A 19532-nucleotide genomic window follows, 5' to 3' on the forward strand; every position below is an offset into this window, starting at 1 on the left:
GCATGAGCACGGTCGAGTACGAGCAGCGGGACGGCGTCGCGCGGATCCGGCTGGCCGACGCGGAGCGCGGCAACCCCCTCACGCCGGCGACGGTCGGGGAGCTGGGCCGCGCCGTGCGCCGGGCCCGCGCCGACGACGTGCACGTCGTGGTGCTCTCCGCTGCCGGCCGGACCTTCAGCGTGGGCGGGGACGTGTCCGCCTTCGCCGCCGCGGACGACGTCGAGCAGATGGTCGACGACCTGGCCGAGGCGCTGCACCGGGTCGTCAGCGACCTGCACCGGATGGACGCGGTGGTGGTCTCGGTCGTGCAGGGCACCGCGGCCGGCGCCGGGGTGCCGCTGGCCGCGGCGGCCGACCTCGTGCTCGCGGCCGCCTCGGCGCGGTTCACCCTGGCCTACACGCGGATCGGCTTCTCCCCGGACGGCGGCAGCACGCTGCTGACCGCCTCGATCGGGCTGCACCGGACGCTGCACCTGGCGCTGCTCAACCCGGTCCTGTCCGCGGAGGAGATGCGGAGCACGGGGGTGGTGACCCAGGTGCACCCGGACGCGGAGCTCGCCGCGGCCGTCGAGGACGTGGTCGCGGCGCTGCGGTCGGGCTCGCGGACGGCGCAGGTGGCGGCCAAGCACCTGCTCCGCGAGGTCGCCACGCCGGGCGCGGAGGCGGCGCTGCGCCGGGAGACCCTGTCGATCCGCGCCCGGGCGGCAGGTCCCGACGGGCGGGAGGGCGTGGCGGCCTTCCTCGGCAAGCGCCCCCCGAGCTTCCCCAGCAGCAACACCCCCTGACCCCGGCGCCGGGTCCTCCGGCCGGCGGTCCCCGGCGCCCGGACGGGGGTGGGAGCGGCCCCCGGCAGGCCCGGAACCGCCGGGTGGCGGGGCGCGGCCGGGGTGCGAGGCTGTGGTGTGCGTCACGTTCGACCCTTGTCCCTCGGGCGGGGCTCTGGTTCCCTCTTCCGAAGTGGGTCTCGAATGACGCAACAGTGATTGGGGGACGTCATGGTGGAACCACGCGAGCCCGTCCCGCCCTCGCGCCGGCCCGACCGGTCCGGGGCGGGGGAGGCCGGTCCGGGGCAGACCGGCGGCGCTCCAGCCCGGGAGGACCACCCCGTCGTCCACGCCACGGACGTCACCGTGACCGGGACCCACCCGGCGATCGCCGAGCCGCCTCCCTGCGTCGCCGACCGGCACTGGGCCGTCGACAGGGTCCTGTTCGCCGTCGCCGCGGTGATGGCGCTGGGCTTCGTCGCCTGGGGCTTCGCGACCCCCACGGGTCTCGGCACCGCCAGCAGCTCGGTCCTCGGCTGGATCACCGGCAACCTCGGCTGGCTGTTCGTCCTGCTCGCCTCGGCCTTCGTCGTGTACGTGATCTGGCTGGCGGCCAGCAGGTACGGGCGCATCCCGCTCGGGCGCGACGACGAGCGGCCGCAGTTCCGCACCGTCTCGTGGATCGCCATGATGTTCAGCGCCGGCATGGGCATCGGGCTGATGTTCTTCGGGGTGGCCGAGCCGGTGTCGCACTTCGTCGCCCCACCGCCGCTCACGACCGAGGCCGGGACGTCCGAGGCGATCCAGACGGCGATGGCGACCACGCTGTTCCACTGGACGCTGCACCCGTGGGCGATGTACGCCGTCGTCGGGCTGGCGATCGCCTACGGCACCTTCCGGCGCGGCCGCCGTCAGCTGATCAGCTCGGCCTTCATCCCCCTGTTCGGGGAGCGGCGGGCGACCGGTCCGGCCGGCCGGGTCATCGACGTCCTGGCGATCTTCGCGACGCTGTTCGGGTCGGCGGCCTCCCTCGGCCTCGGCGCCCTGCAGATCGGCAGCGGGGTCGAGATCCTCGGCTGGGCCGGGGACGTCGGCAACGGCGTCCTGGTCGCGATCATCGCGATCCTGACCGCCGCCTTCGTCGCCTCGGCCGTCTCCGGCATCGAGCGCGGGATCCAGTGGCTGTCCAACACCAACATGGTCCTGGCCCTGCTGCTCGCGGTGTTCGTGTTCGTCGTCGGCCCGACGATCTTCATCCTGAACCTGCTGCCCGACGCGGTCGGCAGCTACTTCTCCGACCTCGGCGAGATGGCGGCGCGCACCGAGGCCACCGGCGGCGACCCGATGGCCACCTGGCTGCGCGGCTGGACGGTCTTCTACTGGGCCTGGTGGATCAGCTGGACGCCGTTCGTCGGGCTGTTCATCGCGCGCATCAGCCGCGGCCGGACCATCCGGCAGTTCGTCACCGGCGTGCTCCTCGTGCCCAGCCTGGTCAGCCTGCTGTGGTTCGCGGTGTTCGGCGGCGCCGGGATCGCCGCCCAGCGCGGCGGCGTCGACGTGGCCGGCCAGGGCACCACGGAGGGCCAGCTGTTCGCCGTCCTGGACCAGTACCCGCTGGCCACCGCCGCGACCGTGCTCGTGATGGTCCTGGTGGCGATCTTCTTCGTGTCCGGTGCGGACGCCGCCTCCATCGTCATGGGGTCGCTCTCGCAGCGGGGCACGCTGGAGCCGAGCCGCTGGGTCGTCGTCTTCTGGGGCGTGGTGATGGGCTCCGTCGCCGCGATCATGCTGCTCCTGGGGGAGGACGGCGCCGCCCTGACGGGGCTGCAGAACCTGACGATCATCGCGGCGCTGCCGTTCGCGCTGGTGATGGCCGCGATGGCGGTGAGCTTGGTCAAGGACCTCCGGCGCGACCCCATCGTGCTGCGGGGCAGCTACGCCACGCTGGCGATCGAGCAGGCCGTGGTCGACGGCATCAAGCGCCACGGCGACGACTTCGTCCTCGTCGTGGAACCCTCCCCGGGTGCTCCGGGTGCCGCCGGGGTGCCGGCGCCGTCGTCCCCGGCCGACGCCGAGCCGGGGAGCCGGCGGCCGGTCACCGCGACGGGCAACTTCGTGGTGCCGCCGGGAGGCACGGCCGTCCCCGCCCGGGAGCCGGGCCAGTCCGAGGCGGGGTCGATCGGCCGTCCGCTCGGTCCGCGCGACTGACGGGGCCCCGCCGCCCGACCGTTCCCGGCCGCGCCGCCGGGGGCGGCCGGGTGGCCGATCCCGGGCCGGCGTGTGGTCTCGACCGGAGGGGCGGGCCGGGGACTCAGGAGGCGGTCGGCACGGCAGCGCGCAACTGCCGGCGCCACCGGGTGAACAGGCGTGGCTGGTCCATCCCGAGGACGGCCACGGGCTGTCCCTCGCGCTCGTAGACCACCAGGAAGCAGCGGTCGGCGCAGCTGCCCTCCAGCACGCGGGCGACGTCGCCCTCGCGGCGCGAGCCCGCGAACTGGATGCGGGCGCCGTACTGGTCGGACCAGAAGTAGGGCACCGGCGCCGGCGCGGGCGTCCCGGTGCCGAGCAGGGTGGCGACCGCGGTGGCCGGCTGCTCGAGGGCGCTGGTCCAGTGCTCGGTCCGGACGTGCCGCCCCGCGGCGGGCGACCACGCCGCGGCGCAGTCGCCGACCGCGACCACGCCCGGGGTGTTCGTCGCACCGCGGGGGTCGGTGAGGACGCCGTCGCCGAGAGCCACGCCCGACCCGGCGAGCCACTCGATGTTCGGGACGGCTCCGATCCCCACGACCACCACGTCGGCGGGCAGCCGCGTGCCGTCGGTGAGCTCGACGGCCTCGACCCGGCCGCTGCCGAGGAGCCCGGCGACGCCGGTGCCGGCCAGCAGGCGGGTCCCGTGGTCGGCGTGCAACCCGGCGCAGACCGCGCCCATGTCGGCGCCCAGCGGGCCGGCGAGCGGGACGGGCAGGGCCTCGACGACGGTGACCTCCAGCCCCAGCGTGCGGGCCGTGGAGGCGACCTCCGCCCCGATGAAGCCGGCGCCGATCACCACGAGGCGGCCGCCGGCGGCCAGGTCCTCGCGCAGGGCGATCGCGTCGTCCAGGGAGCGCAGCACGTGCACGCCGGCGAGCCGCTCGCTGCCGGGCAGGCGCCGGGCGCGGGCACCGGTGGCGAGGACGACGCCGTCGGCGCGGACCTCGCCGCCGTCGTCCAGCAGCACCGAGCGGCCGGCCCGGTCCAGGCCGACCGCCCGGGTGCCCAGCCGCCAGTCGAGGCCGAGGTCCTCGTCGTCGGGCGTGCCCAGGGCGACGTCGTCCAGGGACGCCGCGCCGGCCAGGAACTCCTTGGACAGCGGCGGGCGGTCGTAGGGGGCGTGCGGCTCGTCGCCGACGACCACGACCCGGCCCTCGTAGCCCTGGTCCCGCAGGGCGCGGGCCGCGGAGAGGCCGGCCAGGGAGGCCCCGACGACGGCGACCGTGGAGGTCACGCCGCCCCCTCCTCCCCGACGTCCGCGGGCTCGACGTACAGGAGGCCGTCCTCGACCACCACCCGGTGCGTCCGGACCGGCGTCCTGGCCGGCGGGCCGGACACCTCCCCGGTGCGCAGGTCGAAGCAGGAGGCGTGCAGGGGGCACTCCACGGCGCAGCCCTCCAGCCACCCGTCGGCCAGCGAGGCGTCCTGGTGGGTGCACGTGTCGTCGATCGCGTAGAACTCGCCGTCGACGTTGAAGACCGCGATGGGCTCGTCAGCCTCGACGCGGATCGCCTCGCCGGGCGGCAACGCGGTCGTGGGGCAGACCGGGATCATGGGCGCTCCAGGCTCACTGTTGCGAATGTTGCAACGACGCGCTGATAGCGCAACAGGATGGTGGTGCGACGTCGCCTCGTCAAGAGACGGGCCGACCCCTGCCACCCGCCACCTACGCTGAGGTCATGAGCGGGCCGCAGGAGGAGAACGGGGAGCGGGGCTCGGTCGCCGTCGTCCAGTCCGTGGACCGGGCCCTGAGCGTCCTGGAGATCCTCGCGGCCCACGGGGAGGCCGGTGTCACCGAGATCGCCGCCGAGCTCGGGGTGCACAAGTCCACCGCCTTCCGGCTCGTGGCCGCGCTCGAGAACCGGGGCTTCGTCGAGCAGCTGGCCGACCGCGGCAAGTACCGGCTGGGCTTCGGCGTCGTGCGCCTGGCCGGTGCGGCCGCTGCGCAGCTGGACATCGCCCGGGAGGGGCGGCCGATCTGCCAGGCGCTGGCCGCCGACCTCGAGGAGACCGTCAACATCGCCATCCTGGACGGCGACCGCGCCGTGAACGTCAGCCAGGCCCGCGGGCCGGCGGCGCTCAGCACGCACAACTGGGTGGGGCAGGGCACCCCGCTGCACGCGACGTCGAGCGGCAAGGTGCTCCTGGCCCACGCGCCCGACACCGTCCGCAAGGGCGTGCTCTCCCGCGAGCTGCAGCGCTTCACCGCCGGCACGGTCACCGACCCCGAGGTGCTGCGGCAGGAGCTGGACCGGGTCGTCGAGCAGGGCTGGGGTTCCACGGCCGAGGAGTACGAGGTCGGGCTCAACGCCGTCGCCGCGCCGGTCCGGGGTGCGGACGGGGACGTGGTCGCCGCCCTCAGCGTCTCCGGGCCGTCGTTCCGGATGGGCCCGGGGGACTACCCGGCGATCGCCCGGCGGGTGGTCTCCGGCGCCGACGAGCTGAGCCGGAGGCTGGGCTTCTTCCGCCAGCCCCGCTGACCCGGCGGAGGTGCCGGGGGAGCGGCGCCTCCTCCCCGGATCCGCGGGCGCCGAGGTTGTTGCGTCTGACGCGATGCACTGACTAATGTGCAACACACCGGTCGTCCTGGACCCGCCGCGGACGGCGACCGTGGTCCGTCGCAGGCGATGTGTCGTGCGACGTCGAGCGCGTCCTCCACACCGCACCGCCCGACGGAACCCCGAGGTGCCGTATGACCACCACCGACCGGCCCGCGAGCCTCATCCCCACGCTGCCCGGCCAGTACTACACCGACCCCGCCGTCTTCGCGCTGGAGCAGTCCCGCGTCTTCGAGGACATGTGGTTCGGGGCCGTGCGCTCGAGCGACCTCCCGACGCCCGGGTCCTTCAGGAAGGTCCAGGTCGGGCGGGAGAGCGTGCTCGTGACCCGCAGCCGGGACGGGCGCCTGCGGGCATTCCTCAACGTCTGCCGGCACCGCGGCGCACAGATCTGCACGGAGGAGTCGGGGACGGTGAGGCGGGCCTTCCAGTGCCCCTACCACGCCTGGACCTACGACCTCGAGGGCAAGCTGGTCGCGGCCCCCAACCTGACGAAGATGCCCGACGTCGACCGCGCCGCGTACGGCCTCGTGCCGGTGGCCCTGCGCGAGTGGCTGGGCTACGCGTGGGTGTGTCTGGCGGCGGAGCCCCCGTCCTTCGAGGACGAGGTGGTGGGTGCCGTCGCCGAGCGGCTCGGGGACGCGCGGGCGATCGAGCGCTACGAGCTCGACTCGCTGTCGGTCGGGCGCCGCATCACCTACGACGTCCGGGCCAACTGGAAGCTCGTCATCGAGAACTTCATGGAGTGCTACCACTGCGCGACGATCCACCCGGAGCTCACCGAGGTGCTCCCCGAGTTCGCCGACGGGTACGCCGCGCAGTTCTTCGTCGGTCACGGCGCCGAGTTCGGGGACGACGTCCAGGGCTTCACCGTCGACGGCGGCGAGGGCTTCGACCGGCTCCCGGGCGTCGAGGAGGACCAGGACCGGCGCTACTACGCCATCACGGTCAAGCCGACCGTCTTCGTCAACCTGGTGCCCGACCACGTCGTCTTCCACCGGATGTTCCCGGTGGCGGTCGACCGCACGATCGTCGAGTGCGACTGGCTGTACTCGCGCGAGGTGGTCGAGTCGGGCCGGGACGTGAGCCGGTCGGTGGAGCTGTTCCACCGGGTGAACGAACAGGACTTCGCCGCCTGCGAGCGGACCCAGCCGGCCATGTCGTCCCGCGCCTACACCGACGGCGGGGTGCTGGTGCCCTCCGAGCACCACATCGGGATCTTCCACGAGTGGCTGACGCAGAGGCTGTCGGCCTGATCCCGCGCGTCCCGCCGCGGGTCGGGACGGCGACGCCGTCCCGGCCCCACCGTCGTCCCGCCGGCGCGGGGCCCCGTCGAGCGTCGGCCGCCTGACGGCGCGCCCGACCGGTCCGGGCCCTAGGTGGCCGCCCGCTTGACCCTGGCCGACCGTCGTCCTAGGTTGTTGCACGACTGATATACCAGTCTTCGCACGATCCCCCGACAGGGAGGAGCCGGCATGGCCGTCCAGACCGACGCCGCTCCGCCGGCCGTGGCGTGCGGCGTGCTCGACCGGCCGCTGGCGGACACCGACCCGGAGGTCGCTGCCGCGATCACCGTCAACCGCAACGCCGTGCCCTTCGCCCCCCGCCCGCCGATGGTCGGCTCGGGCGTGCGCATCGGCACCCCGGCGCTGGCCGCCCGCGGCTTCGGCGTCGACGACTTCGCGGAGGTGGCCGACGTGGTCGCCACCGCGCTGCGGCCCTCGGCGGACGGGGAGGTGCTCGCCGGCCTCCGCGCGCGGGTGACCCGGCCGGCCGGCCGACACCCGCTCCGCCCCGACCTGACGGAGGTCCCGTGAGCCCCCGCACCCCCGGCGCCGACCTGCCCGAGCACCCGGACTCCCTCTGGCGCGACGCGGAGCCGAAGCGCTCCTACGACGTGGTCATCGTGGGCGGCGGCGGGCACGGCCTGGCCACCGCCCACTACCTGGCGAAGGACCACGGCATCACCGACGTCGCGGTGCTGGAGAAGGGCTGGCTGGCCGGCGGCAACATGGCCCGCAACACCACGATCATCCGGTCGAACTACCTGTGGGACGAGAGCTCGGCGATCTACGAGCACGCGCTGAAGCTGTGGGAGGGCCTCGAGGAGGACCTCGGCTACCCGATCCTGTTCAGCCAGCGCGGCGTGCTCAACCTCGCCCACACCCTGCAGGACGTCCGCGACAGCGTGCGCCGGGTCGAGGCCAACAGGCTCAACGGGATCGACGCGGAGTGGGTCGAGCCGGACGAGGTCCGCAAGCTCTGCCCGGTCGTCAACACGTCGGCCGACATCCGCTACCCGGTCCTGGGCGCGACGTACCAGCCGCGCGCCGGCATCGCCAAGCACGACCACGTCGCCTGGGGCTTCGCCCGGCGGGCCGACCAGGCCGGCGTCGACCTGGTCCAGGACTGCGAGGTCACCGGCTTCGCCACCGACGGCGACCGGGTCACCGGGGTGCACACCACCCGCGGCACCGTCGCCGCCGGCAAGGTGGTCCTCTGCGCGGCCGGCCACACCTCCGTGCTCACCGACCTGCTCGGCATCCGGGTGCCGCTGCAGAGCCACCCGCTGCAGGCGCTGGTCTCCGAGCTGCTCGAGCCGGTGCACCCGACGGTCGTCATGTCCAACGCGGTGCACGTGTACGTGTCCCAGGCGCACAAGGGCGAGCTGGTCATGGGCGCCGGCATCGACTCCTACAACGGCTACGGCCAGCGCGGCGCCTTCCACGTCATCGAGCGGCAGATGGCCGCCGCCGTCGAGCTGTTCCCGGTGTTCGCGCGGGCGCACCTGCTGCGCACCTGGGCCGGCATCGTCGACGTCAGCCCCGACGCCTCACCCGTCGTCGGCCGCGCCGGCTACGAGAACCTCTACCTCAACTGCGGCTGGGGCACCGGCGGGTTCAAGGCGACGCCCGGCATCGGCTGGGCCCTGGCGCACACCGTCGCCCACGACGAGCCCCACCCCTTCGTCGCGCCGTTCGGCCTCGACCGCTTCGTCACCGGCGCGCTCGTCGACGAGCACGGCGCGGCCGCCGTCGCCCACTGAGCCCACTGACCGAGGAGTCCTCCGTGCAACTCATCGCGTGCCCGTGGTGCGGCCCCCGCGAGGAGGTCGAGTTCTCCTACGGCGGCCAGGCGCACGTCCCGTACCCGGACGACCCCGCCGCGCTCTCGGACGAGCAGTGGGGGCACTACGTCTTCTTCCGCGACAACACCAGGGGCCGCTTCGCCGAGCGCTGGTCCCACAGCGCCGGCTGCCGCCGCTGGTTCACCGCCGTCCGCGACACCGCCACCTACCGCTTCGAGCGCGTCTCCCGCCCCGACGACCCCCGGCCGGTGACCCCGTGACCAGCCCGTACCGCACCGCCGAGGGCGGCCGCACCGACCGCGGCACCACCGTCGAGTTCACCTTCGACGGGCAGACCCTCAGCGGCCACCCCGGCGACACGCTGGCCTCGGCGCTGCTCGCCGCCGGACGGCACCGGGTCGCCACCAGCGTCAAGCTCGGCCGGCCCCGGGGCATCGCCGCGGCCTGGGCCGAGGACCCCGGCGGCCTGGTGCAGGTCGACGAGCCCTTCCCCGAGCCGATGCTGCTGGCCACCACCGTCGAGCTCGTCGACGGGCTGGCCGCCTCCGGCCTGCCCGGGCAGGGCCGCCTGGCCGACGTCCCCGACTCCGCCCGCTACGACGCGGTCCACCACCACGTCGACGTGCTGGTCGTCGGCGCCGGCCCCGCGGGGCTGGCCGCCGCGCTCACCGCCGCGCGGGCCGGGGTCCGCGTCGCGCTGGTGGACGAGCAGTCCGAGGCCGGCGGCTCGCTGCTGTCGGGCACCGACCGGCTCGACGACGCCCCGGCGCCGGACTGGGTGGCGGACGCGGTCGCGGAGCTGGCCGCGCACCCGGAGGTGCTGCACCTGCAGCGCACCACCGCGTTCGGCAGCTACGACGACGGCTTCGTCCTGGCGCTCGAGCGGCGCACCGACCACCTCGGCGCCGCCGCGCCCAGGCACGTCTCCCGCCAGCGGGTGTGGCGCATCCGGGCGCGCTCGGTCGTCGTCGCGACGGGGGCGCACGAGCGCCCGGTGGTCTTCGCCGACAACGACCGCCCCGGGACCATGCTCGCCGGCGCCGCCCGCACGTTCCTGCACCGCTACGGCGTGCTGCCGGGCCGCGAGGCCGTCGTCTTCACCACGAACGACAGCGCCTACGACGCCGCCCTCGACCTGTCCCGCGCCGGCGTGCGGGTGCGGGCGGTGGTCGACGCCCGGCCGGAGGGCTCGCCGCGCCGGTCCGCGGAGTGCGAGCGGGTGGGGGTCCGGGTCCTGCCCGGCGCCGTCGTGACCGGCACGGGGGGCGTCGAGCGGGTGACGCACGCCCTCGTGGCCCCGTACGCCGATGGTGAGGTCGGCGCGAGCAGCGCGGTCCCCTGCGACCTGCTGCTGGTCAGCGGGGGCTGGAACCCGGCGGTGCACCTGTTCAGCCAGGCCCGCGGGCGGCTCCGCTACGACGAGGGCCTCGGCGCGTTCGTCCCCGGGGAGGAGCTCGACGGCCTGTCGGTCGCGGGCTCGGCCGCCGGCGTGTTCGACCTGGCCGGGTGCCTCGCCGACGGGCAGCGGGTGGCCCGCGCGGCCCTGACCTCGCTGGGGACCGTGCCGGCGGGGGAGGACCGGCTGCCCACCGCCCCGGAGTCCGTCCCCCCGGCCGCGCCCCTGGTGCTGTGGCGGGTGCCGGACACCTCCGCCGCCGAGGGCTCCACCTCGTTCGTCGACCTGCAGCGCGACGCGACGGTCGCCGACGTCACCCGCGCGGTCGGCGCCGGCCTGCGGTCCATCGAGCACGTCAAGCGCTACACGACCATCGGCACCGCGCACGACCAGGGCAAGACCTCCGGCGTCCTCACCTCCGGGATCGTCGCCGAGCTGCTCGGGGTCCCGGTGCAGGACACCGGGACGACGACGTTCCGGCCGCCGTACACCCCGGTCGCCTTCGCCGCGCTGGCCGGCCGCGACCGCGGCCGGCTGTTCGACCCCGAGCGGGTCACCGCCCTGCACGCGTGGCACGTGGCGGCCGGGGCGGTCTTCGAGGACGTCGGGCAGTGGAAGCGTCCCCGCTACTACCCGCGGCCCGGGGAGGACATGGCGGCCGCGGTCCTGCGCGAGTGCGCCGCCGCCCGCACCGGCGTCGGCATCCTCGACGGCTCCACCCTCGGCAAGATCGACGTCCAGGGCCCCGACGCCGCCGTCCTGCTGGACCGGCTCTACACGAACCTGATGAGCAGCCTCAAGGTCGGCTCGGTCCGCTACGGCGTCATGTGCGGGGTCGACGGCATGGTCGTCGACGACGGCACGGTGCTCCGGCTGGCCGAGGACCGCTTCCTCGTCCTGACCACCACCGGCGGCGCGGCGAAGGTCCTCGACTGGATGGAGGAGTGGCTGCAGACCGAGTGGCCGGACCTGCGCGTGCACTGCACCTCGGTCACCGAGCAGTGGGCCACCCTCCCGGTCGTCGGCCCGCGCTCCCGGGACGTCGTCGGCGCGCTCTTCCCCGAGGTCGACGTCTCCGCCGAGGCGTTCCCGTTCATGACCTGGCGGGACACCACCCTCGAGGGCGTGCCGGTCCGGCTGGCCCGGATCAGCTTCTCCGGCGAGCTCGCCTACGAGGTCTACGTCAACCCCTGGTACGCGGTCGCGGTGTGGGAGCGGCTGCTCGAGGCCGGCCGCCCGTACGGCATCACCCCCTACGGCACGGAGACCATGCACGTCCTCCGCGCGGAGAAGGGCTACCCGATCATCGGCCAGGACACCGACGGCACCGTCACCCCGCACGACCTCGGCATGGCGTGGGCGGTGTCCAAGAAGAAGCCGGACTTCGTCGGCAAGCGCTCGTTCGCCCGGCAGGCCAACCAGGACCCGCTGCGCAAGCAGCTGGTCGGGTTGCTGCCGGTGGACCGGGCGACCGTGCTGCCGGAGGGCTCGCAGATCGTCGAGTTCCGCGCCGACGGCGAGCTGCCGCCCCCGCCGGTCCCGATGCTGGGCCACGTCACCTCCAGCTACCGCAGCGCCGAGCTCGCCCGCCCCTTCGCCCTCGCCCTGCTGAAGGGCGGCCGGGACCGCATCGGCGACACCGTCCACGTCCCCGTCGGCGGCGCCCTCGTCCCGGTCGAGGTCACCGGCCCGGTGCTGGTCGACCCGGAAGGAGCCCGCCGCGATGGCTGAGCTGACCCGCACCCACCCCCTCGAGGCGTGGACCGCCGCTTTCGAGCGCCTGCCCGGCACCGTCGGCATCGCCGTCGAGCCGTTCGTCGTGACCGCCGACGTCCGGCTGCGCACCGTCGACGCCGCGGCGACGGCCGCGCTCGGCGTCGCGCTGCCGACGACGCCGAACACGTGGGTGCCGGCCGGCACGGGTCGGGCCGTCTGGCTCGGCCCCGACGAGTGGCTGCTCACCAGCACCACCGAGGCGCCCGCGGAGCTCGAGGCCCGGGTCCGCGCCGCCGTCCTCCCGCTGGGCGGCTCCGCGACGGACGTCTCCGCCCAGCGGATCGGCCTCCGGCTCACGGGCGCGCGGGTGCGCGACGTCCTGGCCAAGGGCTGCGCGATCGACCTGCACCCGCGGGTGTTCGGCCGGGGCAGCAGCGCGCAGACCACGCTCGGCCGGGCGGGCGTCGTCCTGCTGGGCCTGTCCGACGGCGGCGACGACGTCGTCGTCCTCGTCCGGTCCTCCTTCGCCGGCTACCTCGCCGACTGGCTGCTCGACGCGGCCCTCGAGTTCACCTCCGACAGCTGATGAAGGACCCCTCTGCCCCCCGCCCCTCGCAGGCTCGCGGCGGGACCCTGCAGACGGGCCGACCGTGATCCTCTGGCGACCAGGAGCGAAAGCGATGTCCACCACCCCTCGTGTCGTGATCATCGGAGCGGGGATCGTCGGGGCCAACCTCGCCGACGAGCTGACCGCCCGCGGCTGGGACCGCGTCACCGTGGTCGACCAGGGCCCCCTCCCGCTGACCGGGGGGTCCACCTCGCACGCGCCGGGGCTGGTCTTCCAGACCAACGCCTCCAGGACGATGACCGCCTTCGCGAGCTACACGGTCGAGAAGCTCCTGGGCCTCGACGTCGACGGCGCCTGGTGCTTCAACCAGGTCGGCGGCCTCGAGGTGGCCACCACCCCGGAACGCCTCGCCGACCTGCACCGCAAGCAGGGCTGGGCCACCTCCTGGGGCGTCGAGGCGCGGGTGGTCGACGTCGACGAGTGCGTGCGGCTGCACCCGCTGGTCGACCCCGGCCGCATCCTCGGCGGCCTGCACGTCCCCACCGACGGCCTGGCCAAGGCGTCCCGGGCGGTCGTCGCCCTGGCCCGCCGCGCCGAGGCCCGCGGCGCCCGCTTCCGGGGCTCGACCCGGGTCACCGGCATCGAGCAGGCCGGCGGCCGGGTGACCGGCGTCCGGACCCCGGACGGCGTCCTCCCCGCCGACGTCGTCGTCTCCTGCGCCGGCTTCTGGGGGCAGGAGCTCGGCGCGATGGTCGGGATGGCCGTCCCGCTGCTGCCGCTGGCCCACCAGTTCGTGTGGACCGGCCAGGTGCCCGACCTCGTCGGCCGCAACGACGAGCTCACCGAGGCGAGCCTGCCGATCCTGCGCCACCAGGACCAGGACCTCTACTTCCGGGAGCGCGCCGACCGGCTCGGGATCGGGTCCTACGCCCACCGGCCGATGCCGGTCGACCTGCGCGAGCTGCCCCAGGACGACGGCGTCCGCGAGTCCGCGATGCCCTCGATGCTGCCCTTCACCGAGGAGGACTTCGCCCCCGCCTGGGAGCAGAGCCGGCTGCTGCTGCCCTCGCTGCGCTCGGCGAAGGTCGACAGCGGCTTCAACGGCGTCTTCTCGTTCACCCCCGACGGCGCCCCGCTGATCGGGGAGTCGCGCAACGTGGCGGGCTTCTGGATCGCCGAGGCGGTCTGGGTGACGCACTCGGCCGGGGTGGCCCGCTCGGTGGCCCAGCTGCTCGTCGACGGCCGCAGCGAGGTCGACCTGCACGGCTGCGACGTGCACCGCTTCGAGGACGTGCAGCTGGCGCCGGACTACGTCAGGGAGACCTCGCAGCAGAACTTCGTCGAGGTCTACGACGTGGTCCACCCGCTGCAGCCGCGGCTGTCCCCGCGCGACCTGCGGGTCAGCCCCTTCCACGCCCGGCAGCAGGAGCTCGGGGCGGTCTTCCTCGAGGCCGCCGGCTGGGAGCGGCCCCACTGGTACGAGGCCAACGCCGGCCTGGTGGACGAGCTGCCCGCGGAGTGGGTGCCGCCGGAGCGCGACGCGTGGGCGGGGCGGTTCTGGTCCCCGATCGCGGCGGCGGAGGCGTGGAAGACCCGCACCGCCGTGGCCATGTACGACATGACGCCGCTGAAGCGGCTCGAGGTCAGCGGCCCCGGCGCTCTCGCCCTGCTGCAGCGGCTCACCACGGGCGAGATGGACAAGTCCGTCGGGTCGGTGACCTACACGCTCTCCCTCGACGAGGCCGGCGGCATCCGCAGCGACCTCACCGTCGCCCGGCTCGGGGAGCAGCTGTTCCAGGTCGGCGCCAACGGGCCCCTCGACCTCGACCACCTCCTGCGCGAGGCGCCGGACGACGGCAGCGTGCAGGTCCGCGATGTCACCGGCGGCACGTGCTGCGTCGGCCTGTGGGGCCCGCGGGCCCGCGACCTGGTCCAGCGGGTCAGCTCCGACGACTTCTCCAACGACGGGCTGAGGTACTTCCGCGCCAAGCGGGCCCGCATCGGGGGAGTGCCGGTGACGGCGATGCGGCTGTCCTACGTCGGTGAGCTCGGCTGGGAGCTCTACACGGGCGCCGACACCGGCCGGCGGCTGTGGGACGTGCTGTGGCACGCCGGCCAGGACCTCGGCGTGGTCGCCGCGGGCCGCGCGGCCTTCAACAGCCTCCGGCTGGAGAAGGGCTACCGCGCCTGGGGCCACGACATGACCACGGAGCACGACCCGTACGAGGCCGGTCTCGGGTTCGCCGTCCGCCGGCAGAAGGAGGCCGACTTCGCCGGGCGGGCGGCCCTCGCCGGGAAGGGCGAGGACACCGTGCGCCGCCGGCTGTCCTGCCTGACGGTCGACGACGGCCGCAGCGTCGTCCTCGGCCACGAGCCGGTCCTCGTGGACGGCCGCCCGGCCGGCTACGTGACCAGCGCGGCCTTCGGGCACACGGTCGGCCGGCCGATCGCCTACGCCTGGCTGCCGGCCTCGGCGACCGTCGGCACGAGGGTCGAGATCGGGTACTTCGGCCGCCGCATCCCGGCGACCGTCACCGCCGAGCCGCTCGTCGACCCGGGGATGACCCGCATCCGCGGCTGAAGGGAGACCCGTCTCCGCCCTCGCGAGCGGCGGGGGCGGGGCGTCGGCTCAGATGACGGCGCGGATCGTCCGCTCGAAGCCGAGGACGTGCTCGCGGGCGAGCTCGTCGGCCCGGTCGGCGTCCCCGGCGGCGATCGCCCGGAGCAGCTCCACGTGCTCCCGGACGTGCACGTCCACGGTGGGGAGCCGGTCGAGGAACAGGCAGAAGATCCGCGTCGCCAGGTTGTCGTACCGGATCAGGACGTCCTCGAGGTGCGGGTTGCCCGCGGCCCGGTAGATGGTCCGGTGCACGGCCAGGTCCCACCGCATGAGCTCGGCCCGGTCGACCCCGGTGACGTCCAGCCGCTCGATGTGGGCGGCCAGCTCCTCGAGGCCGGCCGCCCCGGTCCGGGGGGCGCGCTCGGCGGCCCGACGGGCGGCCAGCGGCTCGAGCTGCGCCCGGATCTCGGAGATGTGCGCGAGGTCGGAGATGTCCATGCCGGTCGCGAACGTGCCCCGCCGCGGGTAGGACACCACGAGCCGGTCGCCCTCCAGCCGCTTGAGCGCCTCGCGGACCGGGGTCCGGCCCACGCCCAGCGCCCCGGCCAGCTCGTCGTCGTCGATCGGGTCGCCCGGGCGGATGTCGAGCATGATCAGCCGGTCCCGGATCGCCACGTAGGCCCTGTCCGCCAGGGAGGTGGCGGCCGACGGGTCCGACTCCAGCGGTGCGGCGGTCACACGCAGATCGTAGAGCCGGACGGCCATCGGGTCTTGCCTCGTGAGAGGGATCGACATACCGTCAGACTACTACTGATATACCAACGGTGTACCTGGCGCCGCAGGGTCCCATCGCGGCGGGGGAGCGGGAGGCCGGCATGACCATCAGCGCCTTCGACCTCTTCAGGGTGGGCATCGGGCCGTCCAGCTCGCACACCGTCGGTCCCATGCGGGCCGCCCGCACCTTCGCCGCGCGCCTGGCCGGGGACGGGCTGCTCGGGGAGGTGGCCGGCGTCCGGTGCGAGCTGTTCGGCTCGCTCGGCGCCACCGGGCACGGCCACGGCAGCGTGAAGGCCGTCGTCCTCGGCCTGGAGGGCGAGCGACCCGACCTGGTCGACCCGGTCGCGGTCGAGCCGCGGGTCGAGACCATCCGGCGGGAGGGGGAACTGCGGCTGGCCGGCGAGCAGCCCATCGCGTTCTCCGTGGACGACGACGTCGTGCTGCACCGGCGGGAGCGGCTGGGGTTCCACAGCAACGGCATGCGCTTCCGGGCGCTGGACGCGGCCGGCGGGGAGGTCAGCCGGCGCGAGTACTACTCGGTCGGCGGCGGGTTCGTCCTCGACGGGGACGAGGCCGGCGCCGCGGTGGCCGTCGAGGACGGCACGCCGGTGCGGTACCCCTTCCGGACCGGCGAGGAGCTGCTGGCCCGCACCCGGGAGACGGGGCTGCGGATCAGCGACGTGATGCTGGCCAACGAGCTCTCGTGGCGCGGCGAGGCGGAGGTCCGCGCCGGGCTGCTGCACGTCTGGGCGGTGATGCAGGAGTGCGTCGAGCGCGGCACCCGGACCACCGGCGTCCTGCCCGGGGGGCTGGGGGTCCGCCGGCGCGCCGCCGCGCTGCGCGCCCAGCTGGAGGCGTCCGCGGACGAGACCGACCCGCTGCGCGCGATGGAGTGGGTCACCCTCTACGCCCTGGCGGTCAACGAGGAGAACGCGGCCGGCGGGCGGGTGGTCACCGCGCCGACCAACGGCGCCGCCGGCATCGTCCCGGCCGTCCTGCACTACTACCGCGACTTCGTCGCCTCCTGCTCCGAGGACGGGGTGGTGCGGTTCCTGCTCACCGCCGCGGCGATCGGGCTGCTGTTCAAGGAGAACGCGTCGATCTCCGGTGCGGAGGTGGGCTGCCAGGGCGAGGTCGGCTCGGCCTGTTCCATGGCCGCCGCCGGCCTGGCCGAGGTCCTCGGCGGGACGCCGGAGCAGGTGGAGAACGCCGCCGAGATCGGCATCGAGCACAACCTCGGCCTCACCTGCGACCCCGTCGGCGGGCTGGTGCAGATCCCGTGCATCGAGCGCAACGCCGTCGGCTCGGTCAAGGCCGTCACCGCGGCCCGCATGGCCGTGCGCGGCGACGGCCGGCACCACGTCCCGCTCGACACGGCCATCAGGACGATGCGTCAGACCGGCGCCGACATGAAGGACGAGTACAAGGAGACCGCCCGCGGCGGGCTGGCCCTCAACCTCGTGGAGTGCTGAGGAGGCACCCGTGTCCCACCCGTTCACCCTCACGCTCAGCTGCCAGGAGCGCCCGGGCATCGTGCACGCGGTCAGCTCGTTCCTGTTCCGGCACGGCTGCGACATCGTCGAGCACCAGCAGTTCGACGACGCGGTCCGCGGCCAGCTGTTCCTGCGGACGGCGTTCGTCTGCGCGCAGGACACCGACGCCGACCGCCTGTCGGAGGGGTTCCGCGCGGTGGCCGACGAGTTCGGCATGACCTACCAGGTCACCGGGGGCAAGCCGCAGCGCGTGCTCGTCATGGTGTCCCGGCTCGGCCACTGCCTCAACGACCTGGTCTTCCGGTGGCGGGCCGGCAGCCTCGGCGCCGACCTGGTCGCCGTGGTCTCCAACCACGAGGACCTGCGCCCGATGGCCGAGGCGGCGGGACTGCCGTTCTCCCACGTGCCGGTGACGCCGGCGACCAGGCGCGAGGCCGAGGCGCGGCTGCTCGAGCTGGTCGACGAGCACCGGGCCGACCTGGTCGTGCTCGCCCGGTACATGCAGGTGCTCTCCGACGAGACGTGCGCCGCCCTGCACGGCCGGATGATCAACATCCACCACTCGTTCCTGCCGGGCTTCAAGGGCGCCAAGCCCTACCACCAGGCCTTCGACCGCGGCGTGAAGCTCGTCGGCGCGACGGCCCACTACGTCACGCCCGACCTGGACGAGGGGCCGATCATCGAGCAGGAGGTCATCCGCATCGACCACACCTTCGACCCGCGCGCCCTCGCCACGGTCGGTCAGGACGCCGAGGCCCTGGCGCTGTCCCGGGCGGTGCGCTGGCACAGCGAGCGCCGGGTGCTGCTCAACGGCAACAGCACGGTCGTCTTCCGCTGAGCCGGCCGCAGGAGGGCTCGCGGGATCAGGCGTTCTCGCCGGCCGGCTTCCGGGCCCGGGACGGCTGCACGCGCATCGGCTTGCCTGGCATCTCGGGGAAGCGGAACTCGGGAGCGCTGTCCGGAGCGGCTGGTCCGCAGGTGGCGCTCGAGCACGACTCGATGGGCCGTTGGGGGACTGCGGGCCCGGGCGCGTGGCCGCCACCCTGCTCCGGCCCCGCCTCCGTGCATCGGGCCGTGCCCCGTCGATGGCACGGTTCGGGGATGGCGCGAGGGCGTCGCGAGCCCACCCTTGCGGTGCGCGGACCTCCGTGAGGGAGGCCACCGACGAGGGAAGGGGACGGTCCCCATGAGCATCCACGACCCCCTGGGCCTGGAGCCCGTCGAGGCACCTGCTCCGGACGACAGCGGTGTGCTGCCCGCCGATCCCGTCGACCTGTCCCCGGGGAGCGACGTCGTCGAGGCCGGTGACGGTCTGGGTGCCGGCCTCGACAGGGTGACCGAGCCGGCCGACGCCCCCGTGCCGGACACGGAGCTGGACACGGGAACGGTGCCGCCCGGGTTCGCGGACGTCGACGGTGCGGACCTCGGGTTCATCGACCCCGCCACCGTCATCGTCGACCCGACCGCCGTCGTCGCAGGTGATCCTGCCGAGGACGCCGAGTTCTGGCTGTACCAGGGGGACGGCCAGGGGACCTGTGCCCCGACGGCGGTCGCCATGGTGATCGCGGACGTGCTGGACAGTCCCATGGTGACCAACGACGTGGTCCTCGACCGGGCCCTCCAGCTCGGCCTGATCGAGTACGACCCGGCCATGGACGGCGAGCCCGGGATCGACTCGGCCGACGACTGGTCCGGGATGGACACGGCCGACATGATGCGGCTCTGCGAGTCCTTCGGGCTCGACGTGAGTGCGTCGTTCGGGGACACCGGGCACCTCGTCGAGGCCCTGGACGCGGGCCGGGCGGTCATGGTGGGGCTGGACGCCCACGAGATCTGGAGCAGCGTCGACGACGACACCACTGACCAGGGCGTCGACGACAACCACGCCGTGGTGGTGACCGGCATCGACCTGACCAACGGACTGGTCTACCTCAACGACCCCGGTGCCCCCGACGGGCAGGGCGCGGTCCTGCCGCTCGCCCAGTTCGAGGACGCATGGGCGGACTCCGGAAACGACATGATCGTCACCGACTTCACCGAGGACCAGGCCGCCGTCACCGTCGACCTGGACGGCCTGCTGCCCGACAGGGACCCTCCGTTCATGGGGGAGGAGACGCCCCTGGGCGCCGCGGCCGTCGAGCCCGGCGAGCCGCCCGCCCAGCCGCCGCGTCCGCTCCTGCCGGAGGACGCCACGGGGCTGGTGCTGCTCCCGTTCACCTTCGTCGCCCGCATCGCGGACCTGGTCAGCCCGTAGGGCCGGGACGTGCCCGCCAGCCTCGTCGGCCGGGTCCACGACGGCGTCGGCTGGGGTGGCCCATCGGGGGAGGCCGCTCCCGGCGCCCGGATCGTCCCCGACCGGATC

Annotated in this window: 16 protein-coding genes; 13 read left to right on the plus strand and 3 right to left on the minus strand. The window is 74.5% G+C overall.

The features are described from left to right. Positions 1–2: 2 nt before the first annotated feature. Positions 3–785: an enoyl-CoA hydratase/isomerase family protein gene (locus ACI8AA_RS04755; protein WP_457043369.1), complete on the plus strand. Its 783-nt coding sequence runs from the start codon at positions 3–5 to the stop codon at positions 783–785. Positions 786–1130: 345 nt separating this feature from the next. Continuing rightward, positions 1131–2972: a BCCT family transporter gene (locus ACI8AA_RS04760; RefSeq protein WP_457043370.1), complete on the plus strand. Its 1842-nt coding sequence runs from the start codon at positions 1131–1133 to the stop codon at positions 2970–2972. 103 nt (positions 2973–3075) lie between these two features. Here ACI8AA_RS04760 and ACI8AA_RS04765 read toward each other — a convergent pair whose 3' ends face one another. Both ACI8AA_RS04765 and ACI8AA_RS04770 read right to left on the minus strand, forming a co-directional pair. Beyond that, entirely contained in the window at positions 3076–4248 is a 1173-nt protein-coding gene (locus ACI8AA_RS04765) for an NAD(P)/FAD-dependent oxidoreductase (protein ID WP_457043371.1), read from the minus strand. Beyond that, positions 4245–4568, minus strand: coding sequence for a bifunctional 3-phenylpropionate/cinnamic acid dioxygenase ferredoxin subunit (locus ACI8AA_RS04770; RefSeq protein WP_456928606.1), 324 nt, complete (start codon positions 4566–4568; stop codon positions 4245–4247). The genes ACI8AA_RS04765 and ACI8AA_RS04770 overlap by 4 nt, the downstream gene beginning before the upstream one ends. A 125-nt stretch (positions 4569–4693) precedes the next feature. Here ACI8AA_RS04770 and ACI8AA_RS04775 point away from each other — a divergent pair, with 125 nt between their 5' ends. The 8 genes from ACI8AA_RS04775 to ACI8AA_RS04810 all read left to right on the plus strand — a co-directional run bounded on the left by ACI8AA_RS04775 (position 4694) and on the right by ACI8AA_RS04810 (position 14921). Then, positions 4694–5494: an IclR family transcriptional regulator gene (locus ACI8AA_RS04775; protein WP_457043372.1), complete on the plus strand. Its 801-nt coding sequence runs from the start codon at positions 4694–4696 to the stop codon at positions 5492–5494. A gap of 212 nt (positions 5495–5706) precedes the next feature. Beyond that, complete coding sequence (locus tag ACI8AA_RS04780) at positions 5707–6828, plus strand: aromatic ring-hydroxylating oxygenase subunit alpha (RefSeq protein ID WP_457043373.1); 1122 nt, start codon at positions 5707–5709, stop codon at positions 6826–6828. Between the two features lie 219 nt (positions 6829–7047). Next, positions 7048–7389 (plus strand): hypothetical protein, encoded by a 342-nt coding sequence (locus ACI8AA_RS04785; RefSeq protein WP_457043374.1) that lies wholly within the window; start codon positions 7048–7050, stop codon positions 7387–7389. Further along, positions 7386–8618 carry a sarcosine oxidase subunit beta family protein gene (locus ACI8AA_RS04790; RefSeq protein WP_457043375.1) on the plus strand — a complete coding sequence of 411 codons (1233 nt, stop codon included), beginning with the start codon at positions 7386–7388 and terminating at the stop codon, positions 8616–8618. Before ACI8AA_RS04785 ends, ACI8AA_RS04790 begins: the two co-directional genes overlap by 4 nt. 23 nt (positions 8619–8641) lie before the next feature. Further along, positions 8642–8920, plus strand: coding sequence for a sarcosine oxidase subunit delta (locus tag ACI8AA_RS04795; protein ID WP_457043376.1), 279 nt, complete (start codon positions 8642–8644; stop codon positions 8918–8920). Next, on the plus strand, positions 8917–11787 hold the full coding sequence (locus ACI8AA_RS04800; protein ID WP_457043377.1) for a 2Fe-2S iron-sulfur cluster-binding protein: 2871 nt from the start codon (positions 8917–8919) through the stop codon (positions 11785–11787). Before ACI8AA_RS04795 ends, ACI8AA_RS04800 begins: the two co-directional genes overlap by 4 nt. Further along, the gene (locus ACI8AA_RS04805) at positions 11780–12358 is read left to right on the plus strand and encodes a sarcosine oxidase subunit gamma (protein WP_457043378.1); all 579 of its coding nucleotides are present in this window, start codon (positions 11780–11782) and stop codon (positions 12356–12358) included. The genes ACI8AA_RS04800 and ACI8AA_RS04805 overlap by 8 nt, the downstream gene beginning before the upstream one ends. A gap of 94 nt (positions 12359–12452) precedes the next feature. Beyond that, positions 12453–14921, plus strand: coding sequence for a GcvT family protein (locus tag ACI8AA_RS04810; RefSeq protein WP_457043379.1), 2469 nt, complete (start codon positions 12453–12455; stop codon positions 14919–14921). Positions 14922–14969: 48 nt separating this feature from the next. On the opposite strand, the gene ACI8AA_RS04815 is transcribed toward ACI8AA_RS04810, so the two are convergent. Beyond that, entirely contained in the window at positions 14970–15638 is a 669-nt protein-coding gene (locus ACI8AA_RS04815) for a GntR family transcriptional regulator (protein WP_457043380.1), read from the minus strand. A 137-nt stretch (positions 15639–15775) separates the two neighbouring features. Here ACI8AA_RS04815 and ACI8AA_RS04820 point away from each other — a divergent pair, with 137 nt between their 5' ends. From ACI8AA_RS04820 to ACI8AA_RS04830, 3 genes are all read left to right on the plus strand, one after another. Continuing rightward, the gene (locus ACI8AA_RS04820) at positions 15776–17149 is read left to right on the plus strand and encodes an L-serine ammonia-lyase (RefSeq protein WP_457043381.1); all 1374 of its coding nucleotides are present in this window, start codon (positions 15776–15778) and stop codon (positions 17147–17149) included. 10 nt (positions 17150–17159) lie between these two features. Next, the gene (gene purU / locus ACI8AA_RS04825) at positions 17160–18008 is read left to right on the plus strand and encodes a formyltetrahydrofolate deformylase (RefSeq protein WP_457043382.1); all 849 of its coding nucleotides are present in this window, start codon (positions 17160–17162) and stop codon (positions 18006–18008) included. A gap of 348 nt (positions 18009–18356) precedes the next feature. Continuing rightward, positions 18357–19424 carry a C39 family peptidase gene (locus ACI8AA_RS04830; protein ID WP_457043383.1) on the plus strand — a complete coding sequence of 356 codons (1068 nt, stop codon included), beginning with the start codon at positions 18357–18359 and terminating at the stop codon, positions 19422–19424. Positions 19425–19532 lie beyond the last annotated feature (108 nt).

It is taken from the genome of Geodermatophilus sp. SYSU D01180, from assembly GCF_054050415.1.